Annotated in this window: 20 protein-coding genes and 1 riboswitch; of the genes, 17 read left to right on the forward strand and 3 right to left on the reverse strand. The window is 37.9% G+C overall.

Annotated features, from left to right (window positions below):
* Positions 1 to 3: 3 nt before the first annotated feature.
* The 5 genes from prmA (at position 4) to HXV90_RS00150 (ending at position 5,544) form a co-directional block, all read left to right on the forward strand.
* Complete coding sequence (gene prmA, locus HXV90_RS00130; RefSeq protein WP_004227050.1) at positions 4 to 945, forward strand: 50S ribosomal protein L11 methyltransferase; 942 nt, start codon at positions 4 to 6, stop codon at positions 943 to 945.
* An 81-nt stretch (positions 946 to 1,026) separates the two neighbouring features.
* Entirely contained in the window at positions 1,027 to 1,764 is a 738-nt protein-coding gene (locus HXV90_RS00135; protein ID WP_066036450.1) for a 16S rRNA (uracil(1498)-N(3))-methyltransferase, read from the forward strand.
* 279 nt (positions 1,765 to 2,043) lie between these two features.
* Positions 2,044 to 2,844 (forward strand): CsxC family protein, encoded by an 801-nt coding sequence (locus HXV90_RS00140; protein WP_048392182.1) that lies wholly within the window; start codon positions 2,044 to 2,046, stop codon positions 2,842 to 2,844.
* 321 nt (positions 2,845 to 3,165) lie between these two features.
* Positions 3,166 to 4,647 carry a BC_2427 family protein gene (locus tag HXV90_RS00145; RefSeq protein WP_269898085.1) on the forward strand — a complete coding sequence of 494 codons (1,482 nt, stop codon included), beginning with the start codon at positions 3,166 to 3,168 and terminating at the stop codon, positions 4,645 to 4,647.
* 129 nt (positions 4,648 to 4,776) lie between these two features.
* Entirely contained in the window at positions 4,777 to 5,544 is a 768-nt protein-coding gene (locus HXV90_RS00150) for a CsxC family protein (RefSeq protein ID WP_054550096.1), read from the forward strand.
* A gap of 217 nt (positions 5,545 to 5,761) precedes the next feature.
* On the opposite strand, the gene mtaB is transcribed toward HXV90_RS00150, so the two are convergent.
* Complete coding sequence (gene mtaB / locus HXV90_RS00155; protein WP_048392185.1) at positions 5,762 to 7,111, reverse strand: tRNA (N(6)-L-threonylcarbamoyladenosine(37)-C(2))-methylthiotransferase MtaB; 1,350 nt, start codon at positions 7,109 to 7,111, stop codon at positions 5,762 to 5,764.
* A gap of 313 nt (positions 7,112 to 7,424) precedes the next feature.
* Here mtaB and deoC point away from each other — a divergent pair, with 313 nt between their 5' ends.
* From deoC to HXV90_RS00175, 4 genes are all read left to right on the forward strand, one after another.
* Positions 7,425 to 8,096, forward strand: coding sequence for a deoxyribose-phosphate aldolase (deoC, locus tag HXV90_RS00160; protein WP_048392186.1), 672 nt, complete (start codon positions 7,425 to 7,427; stop codon positions 8,094 to 8,096).
* Between the two features lie 135 nt (positions 8,097 to 8,231).
* Entirely contained in the window at positions 8,232 to 8,459 is a 228-nt protein-coding gene (locus HXV90_RS00165) for a spore coat associated protein CotJA (RefSeq protein ID WP_004227061.1), read from the forward strand.
* A complete protein-coding gene (locus tag HXV90_RS00170) occupies positions 8,452 to 8,715 on the forward strand; it encodes a spore coat protein CotJB (protein ID WP_016994107.1) in 264 nt (87 codons plus the stop codon). The genes HXV90_RS00165 and HXV90_RS00170 overlap by 8 nt, the downstream gene beginning before the upstream one ends.
* A gap of 24 nt (positions 8,716 to 8,739) precedes the next feature.
* Positions 8,740 to 9,309, forward strand: coding sequence for a manganese catalase family protein (locus HXV90_RS00175; protein ID WP_004227065.1), 570 nt, complete (start codon positions 8,740 to 8,742; stop codon positions 9,307 to 9,309).
* 51 nt (positions 9,310 to 9,360) lie between these two features.
* Here HXV90_RS00175 and HXV90_RS00180 read toward each other — a convergent pair whose 3' ends face one another.
* Entirely contained in the window at positions 9,361 to 10,017 is a 657-nt protein-coding gene (locus tag HXV90_RS00180; RefSeq protein WP_004227067.1) for a potassium channel family protein, read from the reverse strand.
* A gap of 25 nt (positions 10,018 to 10,042) precedes the next feature.
* On the reverse strand, positions 10,043 to 11,380 hold the full coding sequence (locus HXV90_RS00185) for a TrkH family potassium uptake protein (protein WP_048392187.1): 1,338 nt from the start codon (positions 11,378 to 11,380) through the stop codon (positions 10,043 to 10,045).
* Positions 11,381 to 11,496: 116 nt separating this feature from the next.
* A riboswitch (cyclic di-AMP (ydaO/yuaA leader) is annotated at positions 11,497 to 11,638 on the reverse strand.
* 252 nt (positions 11,639 to 11,890) lie between these two features.
* Here HXV90_RS00185 and rpsU point away from each other — a divergent pair.
* The 8 genes from rpsU to HXV90_RS00225 all read left to right on the forward strand — a co-directional run bounded on the left by rpsU (position 11,891) and on the right by HXV90_RS00225 (position 20,107).
* A complete protein-coding gene (gene rpsU / locus HXV90_RS00190) occupies positions 11,891 to 12,064 on the forward strand; it encodes a 30S ribosomal protein S21 (RefSeq protein WP_004227078.1) in 174 nt (57 codons plus the stop codon).
* Between the two features lie 312 nt (positions 12,065 to 12,376).
* Positions 12,377 to 13,705, forward strand: coding sequence for an NfeD family protein (locus HXV90_RS00195; protein ID WP_131520553.1), 1,329 nt, complete (start codon positions 12,377 to 12,379; stop codon positions 13,703 to 13,705).
* Between the two features lie 3 nt (positions 13,706 to 13,708).
* Positions 13,709 to 14,713 (forward strand): flotillin-like protein FloA, encoded by a 1,005-nt coding sequence (floA, locus tag HXV90_RS00200; RefSeq protein WP_112118215.1) that lies wholly within the window; start codon positions 13,709 to 13,711, stop codon positions 14,711 to 14,713.
* 28 nt (positions 14,714 to 14,741) lie between these two features.
* On the forward strand, positions 14,742 to 15,218 hold the full coding sequence (locus HXV90_RS00205; protein WP_054550098.1) for a hypothetical protein: 477 nt from the start codon (positions 14,742 to 14,744) through the stop codon (positions 15,216 to 15,218).
* A gap of 54 nt (positions 15,219 to 15,272) precedes the next feature.
* Entirely contained in the window at positions 15,273 to 15,533 is a 261-nt protein-coding gene (locus HXV90_RS00210; protein WP_048392190.1) for a hypothetical protein, read from the forward strand.
* Positions 15,523 to 16,635, forward strand: a complete 1,113-nt coding sequence (locus tag HXV90_RS00215) for a sporulation protein YqfD (RefSeq protein ID WP_269898086.1) — start codon at positions 15,523 to 15,525, stop codon at positions 16,633 to 16,635. Before HXV90_RS00210 ends, HXV90_RS00215 begins: the two co-directional genes overlap by 11 nt.
* A gap of 2 nt (positions 16,636 to 16,637) precedes the next feature.
* Complete coding sequence (locus tag HXV90_RS00220; protein ID WP_016994096.1) at positions 16,638 to 17,594, forward strand: PhoH family protein; 957 nt, start codon at positions 16,638 to 16,640, stop codon at positions 17,592 to 17,594.
* A gap of 392 nt (positions 17,595 to 17,986) precedes the next feature.
* Positions 17,987 to 20,107 carry an HD family phosphohydrolase gene (locus HXV90_RS00225; RefSeq protein WP_004227107.1) on the forward strand — a complete coding sequence of 707 codons (2,121 nt, stop codon included), beginning with the start codon at positions 17,987 to 17,989 and terminating at the stop codon, positions 20,105 to 20,107.

Below are 20,107 nucleotides of genomic sequence, written 5' to 3' on the forward strand. Positions count from 1 at the left end.
TACGTGAAGTGGTCAGAATTATCCATTCATACAAAAAATGATGCGGTAGAAGCAATTTCGAATATTTTGCATGAAGCAGGTGCAAGTGGTGTTGTCATCGAAGATTCTGCAGAGTTTGCGAAGCCACGTGAAGATCAATATGGTGAAATTTATGCGCTAAATGAAGATGATTTTCCGAAAGATGGCGTGATTGTTAAAGCTTATTTATCAGAGTCTAGTTTTTTAAATGAAACAGTCGAAGAAATAAAAGCAGCTATCACAAATTTAACGAACTTTAACATTGATATCGGTGAAAATGTGGTATCCATTGTGGAAGTCAATGAAGAAGATTGGGCAACGGCCTGGAAGCAATACTACCATCCTGTTAAGATTTCTGAACGCTTTACTATCGTACCGACATGGGAGGAATACACACCTGTTTCAACAGATGAACTAATTATTGAATTAGACCCTGGTATGGCATTTGGTACAGGTACCCACCCAACAACGGTAATGTGTTTACAAGGACTTGAAAAGGTCATTAAAGAAGGGGATACAGTTGTTGATATCGGTACAGGATCGGGTGTATTGTCTATTGGTGCAGCATTACTTGGTGCCAAAAGTGTGCATGCGCTTGATTTAGATGAGGTAGCTGTACGTTCAGCGCGAGAAAATGTAGCATTAAATAAAGTGGAAGATAAGGTGGCAGTGTTCCATGGTAACTTATTGGATACTGTAAAAGAACCAGCAGATGTAGTAGTCGCTAATATTTTGGCTGAAATCATCATGTCCTTCACAGATGACGCGTATACAATTGTAAAACCAGGTGGATTATATGTCACTTCGGGCATCATCGGTGCAAAACGAGATGATGTGAAAGTAGCACTAGAAGCTTCAGGCTTTGTGATTGAAGAAGTATTATTAATGGAAGATTGGGTAGCCATTATTGCCCGTCGTCCACTATAACATGACTGAGGAAGCGCCAAATCGTGAGCCGTGTGCTTGTGATTTGGCGTTTTCCTTTCTTGCTAGAAAGGACTGTGTGGCATGCAACGTTATTTTATTGAGACAGCTATCGAAAATGCACGTATTAGTGGAGAAGATGCACGGCATATTGAACGAGTGATGCGTATGAAGCAAGGCGACAACATTGTAGTTGTTGCACAAAACACTGCGTATATATGCACAATTGAAGGATTTGAAGGGGATGAGGTTGTCATTGAAGCGACTGGACAAACAATCCCTTCCCCAGAGTTACCCATTCAAGTAACAGTAGCATGTGGTTTACCGAAGGGTGATAAGCTGGAGCTTATTACCCAAAAAGCCACAGAGCTAGGAATGTTTGCTTTATTACCCTTTGAAGCTGAGCGCTCCATTGTGAAATGGGACAAGAAAAAAGGAGCAAAAAAGCAAGAAAGATTACAGAAAATTGCTAAGGAAGCTGCGGAACAAGCTCACCGTACGCATATTCCAACAGTTTTTGAACCTATATCATTTAAACAGCTAGTACAACAAATAGATCATTTCGATGCCGTTTTTATTGCTGATGAAGAGGATGCAAAGGCTGAAAAGCGCACAAGGTTTGCGGAGAAGCTAAAAAACGTGTATGATAAAAAGTCGAAATCAATGCTTATTATCTTTGGTCCTGAGGGGGGCATTTCTCGTCAAGAATCAGAAGCGCTATTACAAGCAGGCGCTCAAACGATGTCATTAGGACCGAGAATTTTACGAGCAGAAACAGCGCCATTATACGCACTGTCTGCCATATCCTATGAATTTGAATAACAGCTATGTATAATTTATTATCAACATAACTTAGAGAAAGCCACTTAATATTATTAAGTGGTTTTTTTACGTAAATCATATTTGAAGGGGGTCTGCGTTAAATCCCTGCTTAAATGGAGTTTTAGCCCATTGTGTAAGATCAACCGGGAAAATCACAACCTCAAACATTCCAAATAAAATATGTAAAAGAACAAGTTCAATGTCCATACATAGATTTAATTGCGACATACTCTAGCGATAGGAGAGCTCACTAATACTATATTGAAATGAGGGAATTTTTTGAGTGAACAATTTAATCAGATTCAACCTTGTCCAGTAACATCAACTGAACAAATACCCTTAACGAATGAGATTACACCACTAGTTACTACACCACTTACGACGCCAACTATTAAAATTCCAGTTGTACTGGCAGAACCAACACTGCAAATCGTTGTCGAGTCGGATATTACACTTAGTCCTGCAGCGACAGAGATTAAACGAGTGAAAAAGAATGTCTTTCTAAATCAAGTGAAATTGGTACCAGTTAGCTTTGCACGTATTGCTAACACTGATTTCTTTAGAGTAACACGAGCTAAATTATTTGTAGCAGGACATATTCGGAAAAATATCGAATATGCTTCATCAGCATGTAATGGGGCACTTCAGGATAGAATTGCTGATGTTCCGTTTTCAGGTTTTACAGATCTTATATTTCCGCAAACAGCAGGAGGCGCTACACCAATTTTAGGCATTTCTGAGTTTGCCGAAGCGAACTTCCTTAACGAAAGAACACAAATGGATGCTCGATTAGATAAGGCTTTCTTCCAAAATCTCGTTAAATACAATGAACAACCATTTGGTGAATTAGTAGCAGCCAATTTCTTTGAACTTGATTTTTCACCGATTATGGCAGCTCCTGAAGAAGCATTCAGCACATTACGTGAAAAAATTGTATTAGAACTTACTGTAAAAGTATTGCAAGTTCAACAAATCCGTTTGGGCGCTGGAAGTAGTGTAGTAACACCTGTTCTACCAGGGCTTACTCCACCAGCAACACCAATTGTTCCTGATATGATTCCGCCTACTGAGCCTTGTTAATTTTTTTATGTAGTGGAGCAAAAATGGTAACAATAATACTGATATAAAATCAAATATGTTGTTGGGCAGTTGAAAGTTCACTTTTACTCGAACTTTTAACTGCTTTTTTTTGGCAAGATAAGGACATGCGCCTTCCAATTGTATCTCATAGTGGGACTGTGACAAAAGTAAAAATATTGCATAATATGGATTGTAATTAGTATTGTAGATTTTCAATTGTCCTAACATAATCGCATCAGAAGAATTAGCTAATGGATTAAAACTTAAATAAAAATTGATTGTTATGCTTTTTTTGTCAAATCATTATTTGGGAGTGAATGAATGGCAACTCCATGGATTAATTTTAGAGAGATGAAAAAAATATCCTCTAAACAAAATAAATACACTGAGTGGAGGTATCAAACTAAAATAGATGACGAATCTCCATTAGAACAGACTTTTAATGGAAATAATAATCTGCTTGATGAAAAAGAATATAAACCAATTACAGAGGAATCAACTTTAACAGACCATATAATCTCTAATGAAGAGCTCTCCGAACTTATGGAGCAGACTATTGAGGAAGAAAACGAACATCACCCAAATTTTGAGAACTTCAGGGAGGATGCTAGCTTAGCAGAGCTATTAGCATCTAATGAAGATCTACATATATCTAAAGAAACAAATGTTGAGCAAGAAAACGAACATCCTCTAGATATCGATGAGAGTCACACAAAAGTGACCTTAATAGAGCAATTAGCGTCCATACCCATACCTATAGAAGCGAATGTTAAGGAGAACGAAGAAAATTTCCGACATATGGATGAGAACCATGTAGAGGAATTCACTTTAGACCAGATAGCATGCAATCAAAGTGTACCCAGTCCAACAAAGGTAGAAATTGACCATCTACTAGATAGTGATGAGAACTCCCTTGAAGAACAAAATTCAACAGCCCAATCAGACAATAATCCAAAATCTTTCAATAGAGCTCTGTCAGAGGCTGAAAATAATATGCATTTGGATGATATAGCAGAAAAGGAGAAAAACAATCCTCCAAATCGTAATAAAGAGATTGCAAAGTCTTTACAAGGAGAAGTATGCACCATTATCCAAAAAAGTCCCTTTTCTACTTATGTAGAAATTAACGATTTTCTTCATGCTCCTATTTATGGTGAAAATGTTCAAAATACAATATTTGATTTTCTTGATTTAAATGATAACCTATCTCCCCAACTTCAGACGAAGCTACTCCAAACGATTTCGATTTACCCTGAACAACCAGATTGTCGTTTGGTTAGCTCCAACATTAATCAAATGATTTCTTTAATGAGAACGGATACTAATAAAAAAAATGGTAGTGAGCAGCATCCGTTTAAATCAGTAGTAGTTCCCTTACATAACTCACAAGCAATTAAAAAAGGAGAAATTAACTCCTCTGAGCCTTTTATACATATACGAGTTCCTGTTGTGCTAGGGGAATACAAAATAGAAATATGTATGGAGGAAAAAATTGCTTTTGATAAAGGAATTGAAGAGGTTAAAGAGATCACAAATGAGGTAGTACTATCCGATTGTAGATTTGTACCTATTCATAGATCCCAGTCATTGGGAAATGGAACAAGAACTGTATTAAAGGGGAATTTATTTATAGAAGGCTACATACAGCATAATATTGAGTATAGGGTATCTAATACGCAAAATAAGTCAGCCATTCATCCCAATCGATTGTGTCAAAATATAGTATTAGAATTAATTATCCAAATGTTACAAGTACAAAAAATTAAAGTACTGTTTGACTGGCAAGGTAATGGAGGGTTATAGAAATTTATCCCTTAATTCAAATAAAATGAATATAAAACTAATATATACGTCCATGTATAGATTTAAATGCTACATATTCTAGCGATAGGAGAGCTCTCTAATACTAAAAAAATGAAATGAGGGAATTTTTTGAGCGATCAATTAGAAAGCCAATTTCAACCTTGTCCTGTAACATCAACTGAACAAATTCCATTAACGAATGAGATTACACCAGTAGTCACTACTCCAGTTACAACGCCAACTATCAAAGTTCCAGTTGTATTGGCAGAACCAACACTGCAAATCGTTGTTGAGTCGGATATTACACTTAGCCCTGCTGCTACAGAAATCAAACGAGTGAAAAAGAATGTCTTCCTAAATCAAGTGAAACTTGTACCAGTTAGCTTTGCACGTATTGGTGGCACTGATTTCTTTAGAGTAACACGAGCTAAATTATTTGTAGCAGGACATATTCGGAAAAATATTGAATATGCTTCATCAGCATGTAATGGGGCACTTCGAGATAGAATTGCTGACGTTCCGTTTTCTGGTTTTACAGATCTTATTTTCCCACAAACACCTGGAGGCGCAACACCAATCTTAGGCATTTCCGAGTTTGCTGAAGCGAACTTCCTTAACGAAAGAACACAAATGGATGCTCGATTAGATAAGGCTTTCTTCCAAAATCTTGTTAAATACAATGAACAACCATTTGGTGAATTAGTAGCTGCCAACTTCTTTGAACTTGATTTTTCACCGATTATGGCGGCTCCTGAAGGGACATTCAGCACATTACGTGAAAAAATTGTCTTAGAACTTACTGTAAAAGTATTGCAAGTGCAACAAATCCGCCTTGGTGCTGGCAGTAGCGTAATAACGCCTGTTCTTTTAGGACTTACACCTCCTCCTAGTCCTTGATAAATGCTAGTTTAGAGGACAGTAGAATATTATAATATATTAACAAAGCTGGTAGTACAGATGGATATTTTGTTTGTACTACTAATTTTCTTATAGGAGCTGTCAATCTTTAAAAGCATCTATCAATATTATGAAAAATCAAAATACAAGTGAATGATTAGCTTCATTAAAAGGAAAAAGGGTTGCCATATAAAATGAGCAACCCTTTTTTCACTATTTATTTCACTGTTTCTAAAACGCGTACAAATTGTCCTTTTGAGTGAGGGTAGCCTGCTTGTGTAATTTTTACTTTTACAAGTTGTCCAATTAGACTTTCTGGACCCTCAAAAACTACTTTTAAGTAATTGTCTGTATAGCCTGTTAGAAGGCCTTCTTCTTCACTGTCATCATGCACAAATTCTTCAGGGATAACTTCTAGCACTTGATCTTCAAAACGAGAAGCATACTCTTTTGCTAGCTGATCGTTTAAAGAGATGAGTCGATGCACACGCTCATTTTTAATGTCTTCATCAATTTGATCTTCCATACGTGCAGCAGGGGTTCCTGTACGAGGAGAGAATGGGAAAACGTGTAGCTCAGAAAATTTATGATCGCGAATAAAGTTATATGTGTCCATAAACTCTTCCTCTGTCTCACCTGGAAAACCAACGATTACATCAGAAGTAACAGCTAAATCAGGTAAAGCCTCATGTAATTTTGTTAAACGTTCACCGAAGAACTCCATTGTATATTTACGACGCATACGTTTTAATACCGTATCAGAACCAGATTGAATAGGGATGTGTAAATGATTCACGACAATCTTTGATTCACGTAGTACTTCAATTACTTCATCTGTTAATTGACTAGCCTCAATAGATGAAATACGAAGACGCTTTAAGCCTGTTACATTGGCCTCTAAATCACGTAGTAATTGAGCAAGATTATAATCTTTTAAATCCTGACCATAGCCACCTGTATGAATACCAGTTAAGACAATTTCAAGATAACCAGCATCTACTAATTGCTGTGCTTGATGTAATACTTCTTGTGGGTCACGAGAACGCATTAAACCACGTGCCCATGGAATAATACAAAATGTACAGAAATTGTTACAGCCTTCTTGGATTTTTAACGAAGCACGTGTACGGTCTGTAAATGCTGGTACATCTAATTCTTCGTATACTCGGTTTTTCATAATATTACGTACAGCATTAATCGGTTGTCGTTCCGCACGATATTGTTCAATATAACCAAGTAATTTCGTACGATCTTGTGTTCCAACAACAATATCAACACCAGGGATTGCCATAATTTCTGCAGGGGATGTTTGTGCATAGCATCCTGTTACACAAATAACTGCATCCGGATTTTGGCGAATTGCTCGACGAATAACCTGACGTGATTTTTTATCTCCAGTATTCGTAACTGTGCATGTATTAATGACGTAAACGTCTGCTTGTTGATCAAATTCTGTTCGATCATAGCCTTCTTCTTTAAACAGCTGCCATATTGCTTCTGTTTCGTAATGATTTACTTTACAACCTAGAGTATGAAAACTCACGATTTTTGATCGCTCGTTACTCATGATATATATCATCCTTTCAATTCACATTACCTTGTGTTTCCAAACATTTAATAAGTTTTTCGTTGTACATATTTTAGATACGTGATTTATGATAACATAATCCTTATAAAATCAGTACATATAAGATTTTTTTGTGAAATAATTAAGTTATCAATTTCTATATAATCTTTTGAGGACTTCAGATAAACATGACTCGTTCTGTAATGTTTATATTTGGGTGTTCATTATATAGAAAGAAATTAGACGCCATCGCGAAAAAATGATATGATTCGAAGAGGTACGTACATCTTGTTTAATGAAGGAGCGTTCAACAATGGAAAAAAATTTTGCACGTATGATTGATCATACATTATTAAAGGCTGAGGCAACAAAAGAACAAATTGAAAAATTATGTGCTGAAGCTAAACAATTTAACTTTGCTTCTGTTTGTGTAAATCCAACTTGGGTAAAGCGAAGCAGTGAATTATTACAGGGTACAGACGTGTTAGTTTGTACGGTTATCGGCTTCCCACTTGGTGCCAATACACCAGCAGTCAAAGCATTTGAAGCAAAAGACGCCATTGCTAACGGTGCAAAAGAAGTAGATATGGTTATTAATATCGGTGCGTTAAAAGATAAAAACTATGACCTTGTACAAGCAGATATCGCAGCAGTGGTAGAAGCAGCTAAAGATAGCGCACTTGTAAAAGTCATTATTGAATCATGCTTACTAACAGACGAAGAAAAAGTGAAGGCATGTGAGTTAGCTGTAGCAGCAGGTGCTGACTATGTGAAAACATCTACAGGTTTTTCTACTGGTGGAGCAACAGCAGAGGATATCGCGCTTATGCGTAAAACTGTAGGTCCAGAACTTGGTGTAAAAGCATCAGGTGGTGTTCGTAGCTTAGAGGACATGAAAAAAATGGTAGAAGCAGGTGCGACTCGTATTGGGGCTAGCTCTGGTGTAGCTATTATGAATGGTTTAATTGCAGACTCCAACTATTAATATTATCTTTTTATAGAGCCATAAGCTCATGTGTACATTGACATGAGCTTATGGCTTCTTTGTGTTTAATCAGCATAATAATTTTCTATACACATATACTCCACTGATGAATGTAAATACAGAAAGGAGGATGTCATGTTTACACAGTATAAGTCTTGGAGGCCCTATATTAGCCCCTTTGATCCTTGTAAGCCTATAGAAGTTAAGTATTATGCAACACCCCCACAACTATATATGGGTTTTCAACCACCTGGACTTCCACAATTTCCAACCGCAAGAGAAGCGCTAATGGCAGGAACACTATGGCCACAGTTGTTTAGCCCATACCCATTTCCCCTAAAAGGAGGGAGGAAGCATGACTAAAAAGATGCCGCCCGAATTTTATAAGCAATTAGAAGAAATACAAGCAATTGATTTCGTCATTGTTGAATTAAACCTCTATTTAGACACTCATCCACACGATTATGACGCCATTCAGCAATTTAATGAAAATACAGAGAAAAGTATGAAACTTAAAATTGATTTTGAGCAAAAATATGGACCACTCATGAATTTTGGGAGAAGCTATTCGAATTATCCTTTTAACTGGATTGATACACCATGGCCATGGCAAGTCTAAACAAAAGACTAGGAGGAAAAATCTTTGTGGTATTATGAAAAGAAACTCCAGTATCCGGTAAAAGTTAGTACATGTAACCCAATGCTTGCAAAGTTTTTAATTGAACAATATGGAGGAGCGGATGGGGAACTGGCAGCAGCTCTACGCTACATGAATCAGCGCTATACGATTCCTGACAAAGTAGTAGGGTTATTGACCGATATAGCAACAGAGGAATTTTCACATTTAGAAATGATTGCCACGATGATTTATAAGCTAACAAAAGATGCAACACCAGAAATGCTGAAAGAAGCTGGATTGGGTGATCATTATGTAAATCACGATCGGGCTCTATTTTATCAAAACGCCTCGGGGGTACCATTCACAGCAACCTATATTCAAGCAAAGGGTGACCCTATCGCGGATTTGTATGAGGATATAGCAGCCGAAGAAAAGGCACGTGCCACATACCAATGGATTATTGACTTATCAGATGATACGGATTTAAATGATAGCTTGAAGTTTTTACGTGAACGGGAAATTGTTCATTCCCAGCGCTTTAGAGAGGCTGTTGAAATTTTAAAAGATGATAGAGATCAAAAGAAAGTTTTCTAAGACAAAAATGGCAGGCTGTATCAAGGTGAACTTGACACAGCCTTTTTGCGGTTACTGAATATTTGAGAATAAGCTAAGATCTTTTCGATGACCAATCATTACTAATAAATCTTCCTTTTCAATAATTTGCTCAGGAGAAGGGGAGATAATAATTTCACCTTCGCGCACAATCGCAATTACACTGACGTTATATTTTGCGCGCAAGTCTAAATCCCGAAGGTTTTGTCCGGCCATTTTGGAAGGAATCATAATTTCTTCAATGCTGTATTCCTTTGATAATTCGATATAATTCAACATATTTGGGGATAGGAGTTGATTGGCTACACGTTCACCCATATCTCTTTCTGGGTAAATAATCCAATCAGCTCCTACTTTATCTAACACTTGCCCATGTCTTTTACCAAGTGCCTTTGCGATCACTTTTTTGATCCCTAGCTCTTTTAATAAAGAGACGGTTAAAATACTAGATTGCATATCATTACCGATCGCTACGATAACACAATCGAAGTTACCAATACCAATCGATTTTAAGGCTTTTTCTTCTGTTGTATCTGCAACCACAGCGTGAGTCACATAGGGTTCGGCATCCTCTACTCTTTCTTCATTTATGTCAATTCCTAATATTTCCTGTCCAGCTTCATGCAATCTGCGAGCGACGCTTGTTCCGAATCTACCTAAGCCAATCACAGCGTATTGTTTAATGGTCATAGCGTTCTGTCTTCCTCTCATTTGGTTATCCAATCATAATATTTCCTTTTGGGTGGCGGAAACTCTCTTTTTTTCTTCGTTTTGCAATGGCAAAAGCAATGGTTAATGGTCCTACTCTTCCTGCGAACATTGTAATAATCAGAAGAAGACGACCAGCAGGTGTTAGCTCTGGAGTTAGGCCCATCGAAAGACCAACAGTACCAAACGCAGAGGTAGCCTCAAATAAGTACATCATAAAGCTATGATGCTGTTCCGTGATACTGAGAATAATCGTCACGACTACAACAATTAATCCTCCACACATTGTAACCGTCAAAGCCTTTAAGATAGTTTCAGTAACAATTCTACGTTTAAAGAGAACGACATCTTCTTTTCCTCGAATTTGTGACCACATAGTAGCTACTAAAACAGCAAAGGTTGTGATTTTAATACCTCCAGCAGTCGACCCAGAGCCTGCCCCAATAAACATGAAAAGAATCATTAAAAATAATGTAGAATGCGTTAAGTCCCCAATAGCCAGTGTATTGGAGCCAGCAGTTCGTGGTGTAACCGCTTGGTAAAGGGAACCTAATACTTTACCCCATTCGGATAATGGTCCAAGAGTTTTTTGGTTGCCATACTCAAACAAAAATATCAAAATGGTTCCGCTAACAGTGAGCAAAAGTGTCGTTACTAAGACTATTTTTGAATGGACAGAAAGCCTTTTAGTTACACGATATTCATACAATTCATTCATCACAATAAAGCCTAATCCACCGATTGTAATAAGAGCACAGATGGTGAAAACAACAAAGGGGTCATCAACATAGGCAGTCATTCCGTTAAAGCCACCCATTAAATCGAAGCCCGCGTTGTTGAAGTTGGATATGGCATGAAAAAATCCAAAATAAAGGGCCTTTCCAATAGGCATATCAAAAGAAAAACGAATCGATAGAATTAGACCACCGATTATTTCAATACATGCTGTAAAGAGTAATATTCTTTTCACTAATCGAACAAGACCAGCAATGGAGATATTATTAAATGCTTCTTTAAGCAGCAGTCTTTCTTTTAATGAAATTTTCTTTCCAAGCAGTAAAAATAATAATGTGGCAAATGTCATAAATCCTAAACCGCCAATTTGGATTAAGAATAAAAGGACCACTTCGCCAAAAATAGAGAAGGTATCACCTGTATCAACTACAATTAAACCTGTGACACAAGTAGCTGATGTAGCAGTGAATAAAGCATCTAAAAAGGGCAAACCCTTCCCATCCTCAGTAGAAAATGGCATTGTTAAAAGAAACGTACCTATGGCAATGATAAGGGCAAAGCCCAATACAAGAACTTTGGGAGGATTTAATGCTCTTTTAAAATTGTTCATTTAATATTTCCTCAATTCTGAATAGTAAACAACTGTTTGTTAGATGGCATAATAAAAAGACCTACGATTAGAGCATGAAAAGGGTAGAAAGCATGCTAATAATGGTGGTCAATAACGACCTCCTTCGCTTTAGCCGACGAAGTTAGCTGACGGGTAGGATGGCGAAAGAGCTTTCTCATCCCTTCTGCTAAAGCAGAATTAACCCCAAAAGATTGGTTCCTCCGTTCTCAAATAGTTGAGATTTGGCCGATATGAAATTGAATGTGATTATTCTACGCCTTTATTCTATTTTTTGTAAACCCCTTAATTGTTAAGAAAATGTAATTATTTTTATTGTGGGCGAATTGTGTGTGAATAATTCGAGCAAAAATAAAACCAAAAATTCACTTGATAATTTCGCATACTTTCTATTGACCATTATTAGACAATACGATATAATTTTTTAGTACACAACAGAAGGTGATTTGCCTAATTGTGTATTGACGTGTGTTCGGAGGGAGGGAAAGAGAGATGTCAAAAACTGTCGTTCGCAAAAACGAATCGCTTGAAGATGCTCTTCGCCGCTTCAAACGTACTGTATCAAAAAGTGGTACAATTCAAGAAGTTAGAAAGCGCGAGTTCTACGAAAAACCTAGCGTAAAACGTAAAAAGAAATCAGAAGCTGCACGTAAACGTAAGTGGTAATTTAATTTCCCATTAAAAATCCCTACGTTCATAACACGCAATTGTATGATTCACTGAGCAGACAAAGTTATACCTGAAATTAATCACATTTTTGATTAATTTCAGGTATTTTACATTGCTCAACTTTACGTACATATGAAAAAGCCGAATGAAATCACTTTGATTCATTCGGCTTTTTTGCACATACTAAGTGTTAGTAATTGGCATTAGATCGAATGATAAATAATTAATAAATTTTTTAAGATTTGTGAAACTTTTCGCATGATTGACCGTATATACAGAGGAGAGGCATGTTAGAAGGGAGGGGAAAAGATGCGAAAACGGAGAATCCTCAGCTATTTACTAGTGATATGGATGACTTTTTTGTTAGCGTTTCCATTAACTTCGGCTTTTGCCAGTAATAAGGTTTATCATGTTCCGATTCGTAATGAAGTAGAGCGAGGACTTCATGCATTTTTAGAACGAGCTTTTAAAGAGGCTGAAGAAAACAATGCAGAGGCAATTATCTTAGAAATACATACGCCTGGCGGTTTTGTGAATGCAGCAAGCGATATCGCCATGCTTATGGATGCAACGCAAATAAAAACGATTGCTTATATTAATAAGGATGCGCACTCAGCAGGAGCGTTTTTAGCCTTACATGCGGATAAGATCTACATGGTTCCAAATGGAACAATTGGTGCAGCAGCAGTTATCGATTCAGCAGGTAATGCAGCCGACCTAAAGGCCAATAGCGCTTGGCTTGCTCAAATGAAAGCAGCAGCAGAAACGTCAGGGCGCGACCCTAAATATGCATTAGCAATGGCAGATACCAACTATGAACTACCAGAATACCGTGCTGGCGGAAAGAATTTGTTAACCCTATCAGCCTCAGAGGCAGCAAAGGTTAAATATTCTGAAGGGACGGTTAAAGATTTTCAGGAGCTTTTAGAAGTAACCAACTTGAATGGTAGTGATGTTGTTCCCATTGAACCAACCTTTTCTGAAAAGTTAGCTCGTTTTATTACAAATCCCATCATTGTACCTATTCTATTGTCTATCGCTAGCTTAGGACTTGTGATGGAGCTTTATTCGCCAGGATTTGGTGTTCCAGGTATAATGGGCTTATCAGCACTTGGTTTATTTTTCTTTGGACATATGGTGGCCGGCTTTGCGGGATATGAAACATTATTGTTATTTATTGTTGGCTTAGCCCTTTTAATTGCAGAGTTTTTTGTCCCCGGTGGAATTATTGGTATTTTAGGTGGTGTCTTAATAGTACTAAGTCTGATACTGGCAGGTGCAAATATGATGCAAATGATAGTAGCAATTCTCATTGCGCTTGTGATAGCGATGATAGGAATGGTGATTCTGATGAAATTTTTCGGAAAAAAACTGCATGTCTTAAACAGGCTTGTGTTAATGGATGCAACCACGACAGAAGAAGGGTATGTATCCAATGTGAATCGCACAGAACTGTTAGGAAAAATTGGGAAAACGCTTACGCCACTTCGTCCATCTGGAACAATGGTACTTGGTAGTGAACGCATTGATATTGTATCAGAAGGTGGCTATATCGATGTTAATCAACATGTAGAAATTATTAAAGTTGAAGGCTCACGCATTGTTGTGAGACAAACAGATAAAGAGATGGAGGAATAGAAAATGGGTTTTGATTTAGCTTTGATTGGTCCTATTGCTGGACTAGTTATTTTATTCATTGTGCTTGCGGTATTCTTTACCTTTGTACCCGTAGCATTGTGGATTTCTGCATTAGCAGCAGGTGTACGTGTGAGTATTTTCACATTAATTGGGATGCGCTTACGTCGTGTTATCCCGTCTCGAATTGTTAATCCGTTGATTAAAGCACATAAAGCTGGTTTACCTGTAACGATTAATCAGTTAGAGAGTCACTATTTAGCAGGTGGTAATGTTGACCGTGTAGTGAATGCCTTAATTGCGGCTCACCGTGCCAATATAGAGCTGTCATTTGAACGTTGTGCAGCAATTGATTTAGCTGGGCGTGATGTATTAGAAGCTGTTCAAATGTCTGTTAATCCAAAAGTTATTGAAACACCGTTCATTTCAGGTGTAGCAATGAACGGGATTGAAGTAAAAGCAAAGGCTCGTATTACCGTGCGTGCCAACATCGAGCGTTTAGTCGGTGGTGCTGGTGAAGAAACAGTTATTGCTCGTGTTGGTGAGGGGATTGTTTCAACTATCGGTTCAGCGACACATCATACAGAAGTTTTAGAAAATCCAGATATGATTTCGCAAACAGTATTATCTAAAGGGTTAGATTCAGGAACAGCCTTTGAAATCTTGTCCATTGATATTGCCGATGTAGATATCGGTAAAAATATCGGTGCAGAATTACAGATTGAACAAGCACAAGCAGATAAAAACATTGCACAAGCAAAAGCCGAGGAACGTCGTGCAATGGCTGTAGCAAACGAGCAAGAAATGATTGCACGTGTTCAAGAGATGAAGGCAAAAGTAGTAGAAGCAGAAGCGGAAGTACCACAAGCGATGGCTGAAGCCTTACGTTCTGGTAATCTTGGCATTATGGATTATATGAACTATCGCAATATCCAAGCAGATACAGCGATGCGCGACTCTATCTCAAAAGTAAGCAATGATAAACCTGAAAAAAATGAACCCAATGCTTAATAATAACGGAAAGGAGCGAAACTAACATATGGAACAGTTAATAATCTTCGCCATAATTGCCATAGTCAGCTCTATTTTCGGAAAATCAAAAAATAAAAAGCCTCAGAAGCAGATGCCTCCTTTTAATAAAGACACCGTGGTGGAGCCTCCAGTTACGGAGAAAGCACCACATCGTACTGGGAAAGCACAGAGTTTTGAAGATTTTGCACGAGAATTTATAGGAGATTGGATTCCAGAAAATGAGAAAGTCGAGGAGCCTAAAAAATTTGTTGAAGAACAAGTGAAAAGGGAAATACCAAGCTATGTTGCTCCAGCTGTCATTCCAGCAGATATCCCTAGCCGTTCTTCTAATCGAGAAGGTCGAGGACGATTAGCTGCTGGAAAAAAAGAAGTGCAATCAGTTGGCACAAATTCGACTTTACAACTACCTCAATCTAAAAATGATCTTATGCAAGCAATCGTGATGGCTGAAATATTAGGGCCACCGAAATCAAAAAGAAAATAACTAGCATGTCCTCCTTTTTCGATGCATATATTGCCGAAGAAGGAGGCATTTTTTATGAAAAAATTATTTCAATTAACGCCACTACTTGAGTTGTTAGAATACGAATCATTAAAAATTATTGGACCCTACCGTTTTATTCATGCAGATGCGACGACCTGTTCGTTTGTCTATGCAGATTATCATATTACTGTCAATGCGGATTCAGTGACAATCAATGCGCTCAAAGAAGAAATGCTACATCTCACTGTTGACAATCTACAGGAGCTTCATATGAAAATGACAAAGAATATGGGTGTGAGCAAAAATGTGGAATAATCGGCCAATTATTATACGTATAAAGCGCCATGAAAATGTTCATCCTTTTATTCAAGCATTGCACGCTCAACATGTCCCATTAAAGCGTGTTGTCTTTCGTGAGCAGGAAGTTTCCTTTGAAACGACGATGCATTATCTACCAAAAATTCGCCGTGTACGAAGACGTTTTCGCTTAAAAATGGCTGTATTTTATGCAGATGAGCTTCAAGTTTTTCGAGCGCAAATTTGGACTTTATTGGGCTTAGCCTTTATGATTGCTATTCCAATTCTTTGTGCACAAGTCATATGGCGAGTGGACATAGAAGCCGCAACACCAGAACTAGAGCAGCGTTTAGGTAAGACCTTTCATGAAACCTTTCAATTAGAAACCCCTTTATCTCAAAAAAAGTTACCTTCCAATACGGTTATACGACAAAAGCTGTTAGAGCAACACCGAGAGCTATCATGGGTTCATATTGATAAACATGGCGGACGAGTAATTTTGAGACCACAGGAATCACCTAAACAAACAGAGCAAACAACTGATAAATTAGCCTCCCATATAGTAGCAACGAAAAGTGGTGTCATTACACACTTTAATATACAGCATGGCGAGCGAAAAATTTCAGTAAATGATACAGCCTACGAGGGTGACGTCCTCGTAAGTGGTGTATTAGAAAGTGGCACAGATCAAGTTTTTGTAGGGGCGAAGGGAGAGGTTTATGCAGACTATTGGCTTGAATGTTCATTTAAAATTCCAACAAAAATTACCGTGGAAACCTTGCAGCAAAAGCAATGGCGAGTGTTGATAAAGGGTATACATCAGGAAAAGGTGGATTATGTACAAAGAAAAGATTTACCGAATTGGCTATCCCCCTATGTTTCAATTGTAGAGGAGCAACAGACGAAAACGATGCAAGTAGAGTTAGATGAATCGAAAATTGAGTCATTGCTGATTCCTTTATTGCATGAAAAAGTATTACGTTCGTTACCTGCAAAAACAATCATCAAGAAAGAAAACCTTTTACAGGCAAAGTGGGGGAATGGTACAGTTGAAGGGAAAGTTCTATTTTTAGTCAATGAAAACATTGCAAGTCCAATACAAGGCCTACAAGGAGAATGATTATGTCAGAACAGTTAACTGTATTACAGGTGGATAATCCAAATGAAGCGGTTATGCTACTAGGTATTTCCGATGCAAATATGAAATTAGTTGAAGAAGCACTTAATGTTCATATCATTACGCGTGGTGAACAAATTCAACTTGCGGGTGAAGAAAATGCTAAGGAACAGGCAACATTTCTTCTGCATGCTTTATTGAAGGTCATTCGCAAAGGAATTAATATTGATCAACGTGATGTCACAACAGCTATTGAAATGACACAAAAAGGAACAATCGAGTATTTTGCAGAACTATATGATGAAGAAATAGCACGCACGACGAAAGGTAAGTCAATTCGTGCAAAAACAATTGGTCAACGAGAATACATACAAGCAATCCGTCATAAAGACGTTGTTTTCGGTATTGGTCCAGCCGGTACTGGGAAAACGTATTTAGCGGTAGTCATGGCAACACAGGCACTTAAGAACGGTCATGTTAAGAGAATTATTTTAACTCGCCCTGCTGTTGAAGCTGGAGAGTCTCTAGGCTTTCTTCCAGGAGATTTAAAGGAAAAGGTTGATCCATATCTTCGACCTCTCTACGACGCTTTAAACGACATCTACGGCTCAGAACAAACACAGCGGCTAATTGAACGAGGAACGATTGAAATCGCCCCTTTAGCCTATATGCGTGGCCGTACATTAGATGATGCCTTTGTTATTTTAGATGAAGCACAAAATACAACACATCAACAAATGAAAATGTTCCTAACTCGTCTAGGCTTCGGCTCTAAAATGGTCATCACAGGTGATAAAACGCAAATCGACTTACCCAAAAATACAGAATCTGGCTTGATTGTAGCAGAACGTACATTAAAATATGTTAAATCTATTCATTTCCAAGTACTAGAACAAGGCGATGTCGTACGTCACCCAATCGTAGCCAAAATCATTCAAGCCTACGAAGAACAGCAACTTTAGAATTGCGTAGCAATTCTAAAGTCTGCCCCGAAAGCGAAGCGACAGGGGCAACGAGGTTTAAAGTCTGCCCCGAAAGCGAAGCGACAGGGGCAACGAGGTTTAAAGTCTGCCCCGAAAGCGAAGCGACAGGGGCAACAGGTTCTAAAGTCTGCCCCGAAAGCGAAGCGACAGGGGCAACAGGTTTTAAAGTCTGCCCCGAAAGCGAAGCGATAGGGGTAACGAGGTTTAAAACATCCATATAGTTAAAACCTAAACCACGAATTTAATCAAAATATGGAAAAAAATGTGACAGCTATGCGAAGATGCATAGCTGTTTTTTGCTTTCTTATACATTTTTCGAGAAAAATGTATGTTGAATTGGTATGATAGTAGGTAGATAGAGGAGGTGCCAGATGGAGAAACAACTTCGAAAATTTACAGAGCTTATCGGTTTTCGCTACTTTCTTATCATCATTCTCATTTTAACAGGTGGCCTACAATTTGGGTTCATGTATGGCAATGTTAAAGGAGTTACATATGATTTCAAACCATTACAGCTTGCGCCTGAAACCGTACGATCTACTAAAACGATTGAAGACACTTATAAAACACAGCTAGAGCGAGAAAAAGCTGCCAATGCAGTGGATTCAGTCTATCAATTTTCGGAGGATGTCGCCAAGCAAAGAGCAGCGATTGTAACATCATTATTTGATTATGTTTTGGAAGTGAAAAAAGATGTTGCAAATAGTAAGGAACCTATTCCTATTGCAGACCAGGTTACACAGCTTCGAAAAAAATTTGAATCCATTGACGAAGACCAGATGCCGTTAATTTTTACAGATTCTCAGCTGGAAGGTCTATTAGTACAAAGTGAAGATGATTTAACTAGAACAAGTACGCAATTATCTAAATTTGTAGAGGAATATTTACAAAAATCCATCCGACCAGAGAACGTCTTTGTTGCACAAAATGATTTTGAAACAAAGATTCGTGGACAACGAGGATATCCTGATAAAATATTCAATACAGTCGTGTTAATAGGACGTACAAGCATTATTGAAAATGAAACAATTAACGAAGAACAAACAAAGATTCGAAAACAGCAGGCCAAAGAAAGTGTAGAGCCGACACGAATTTTACAAGGTCAGATTATTGTTCAAGAAGGCCAAATTATTGACAATGAGGCTTTTAGACAATTAGAGCTATTAGGGATGGTTAGTAATAAAGCCTCCTTTAAGCCGATAGCAGGGCTTATTATTTTAACGCTACTGCAAATGATGTTTATGTATATTTTATTTGAGCGTTGGGAGACGAACGAACGAAAAAAACGTAATGCACTGTTAGTGACAGTGATTGTTTATAGCTTGTCTATTTTGCTAATGAAATTTATTAGCTTAGTTTCTAGTGGCTTTGATGTGACGATTGCCTTTTTATTCCCGACAGCACTAGCAACGATGCTTGTACGATTGCTAGCAGATGAGCGAGCAGCCGTATTAATTACAGTTATGACGGCTGCTTCAGCAGGGGTAATTTTTCAAGAAGGCTATTCTTCAGTTATGCAAATGGAAATTACGCTGTATATCATATTCGGAGGGTTTGCAAGCCTATTCTTTTTGCGTAGTGTGGAAAAACGCTCACATATTTTACATGCGGTTGGTGTGATTTCCCTTGTAAATATGGCATTTATTGCGTTTTATTTGTTAATGACACAATCATCCTATGGCTTACCAGAATTAGCATTTTACTTAATAGCGGCGATGTTATCAGCCTTGCTTTCAGGGGCATTAACGATGGGACTTTTACCATTCTTTGAATCGGCGTTTAGCTTGCTTTCGTCTTTACGCTTAATTGAGCTATCCAATCCCAACCATCCATTATTAAAAAAATTATTAATGGAAACTCCAGGGACATATCATCATAGTGTGATGGTAGCGAACTTAGCGGAAGCTGCGTGTGAAGAGATTGGTGCCGACGGTTTATTAGCACGTGTAGGTTGTTATTATCATGATATTGGTAAAACCAAACGACCTTCCTTTTTCATCGAAAATCAGATGTCGGGCATCAATCCGCATGATTCGTTACCACCTGAAACAAGTGCAGAGATTATTATCGCCCATACGACAGATGGTGCCAATATGTTAAAACGTTATAAAATGCCTCAAGAGATTATTGATATCGCTTTACAGCATCATGGCACAAGTTTGTTAAAATTCTTCTTGTTTAAAGCAAAGGAAGAAGGAAAAAATATTGATGAGGCAAAGTTCCGATACCCAGGGCCCAAACCCCAAACAAAAGAAGCAGCTGTTATAAGTGTTGCGGATAGTGTCGAGGCAGCAGTACGTTCTATGAAAGAGCCAAATGCAGAGAAAATTCAGAAGCTAGTACGAGCGATTATCGATGATCGCGTCCAAGATAATCAGTTTGATGAATGCGATATTTCAATAAAAGAGTTAAAATGTATAGAGAGAGTACTTTGTGAAACGTTGAATGGGATATTCCATTCACGTATTGAATATCCAAAGGCAGATAAGTAG

This window comes from Lysinibacillus sp. JK80 (assembly GCF_027557635.1).
Lineage (GTDB): Bacteria > Bacillota > Bacilli > Bacillales_A > Planococcaceae > Lysinibacillus > Lysinibacillus capsici.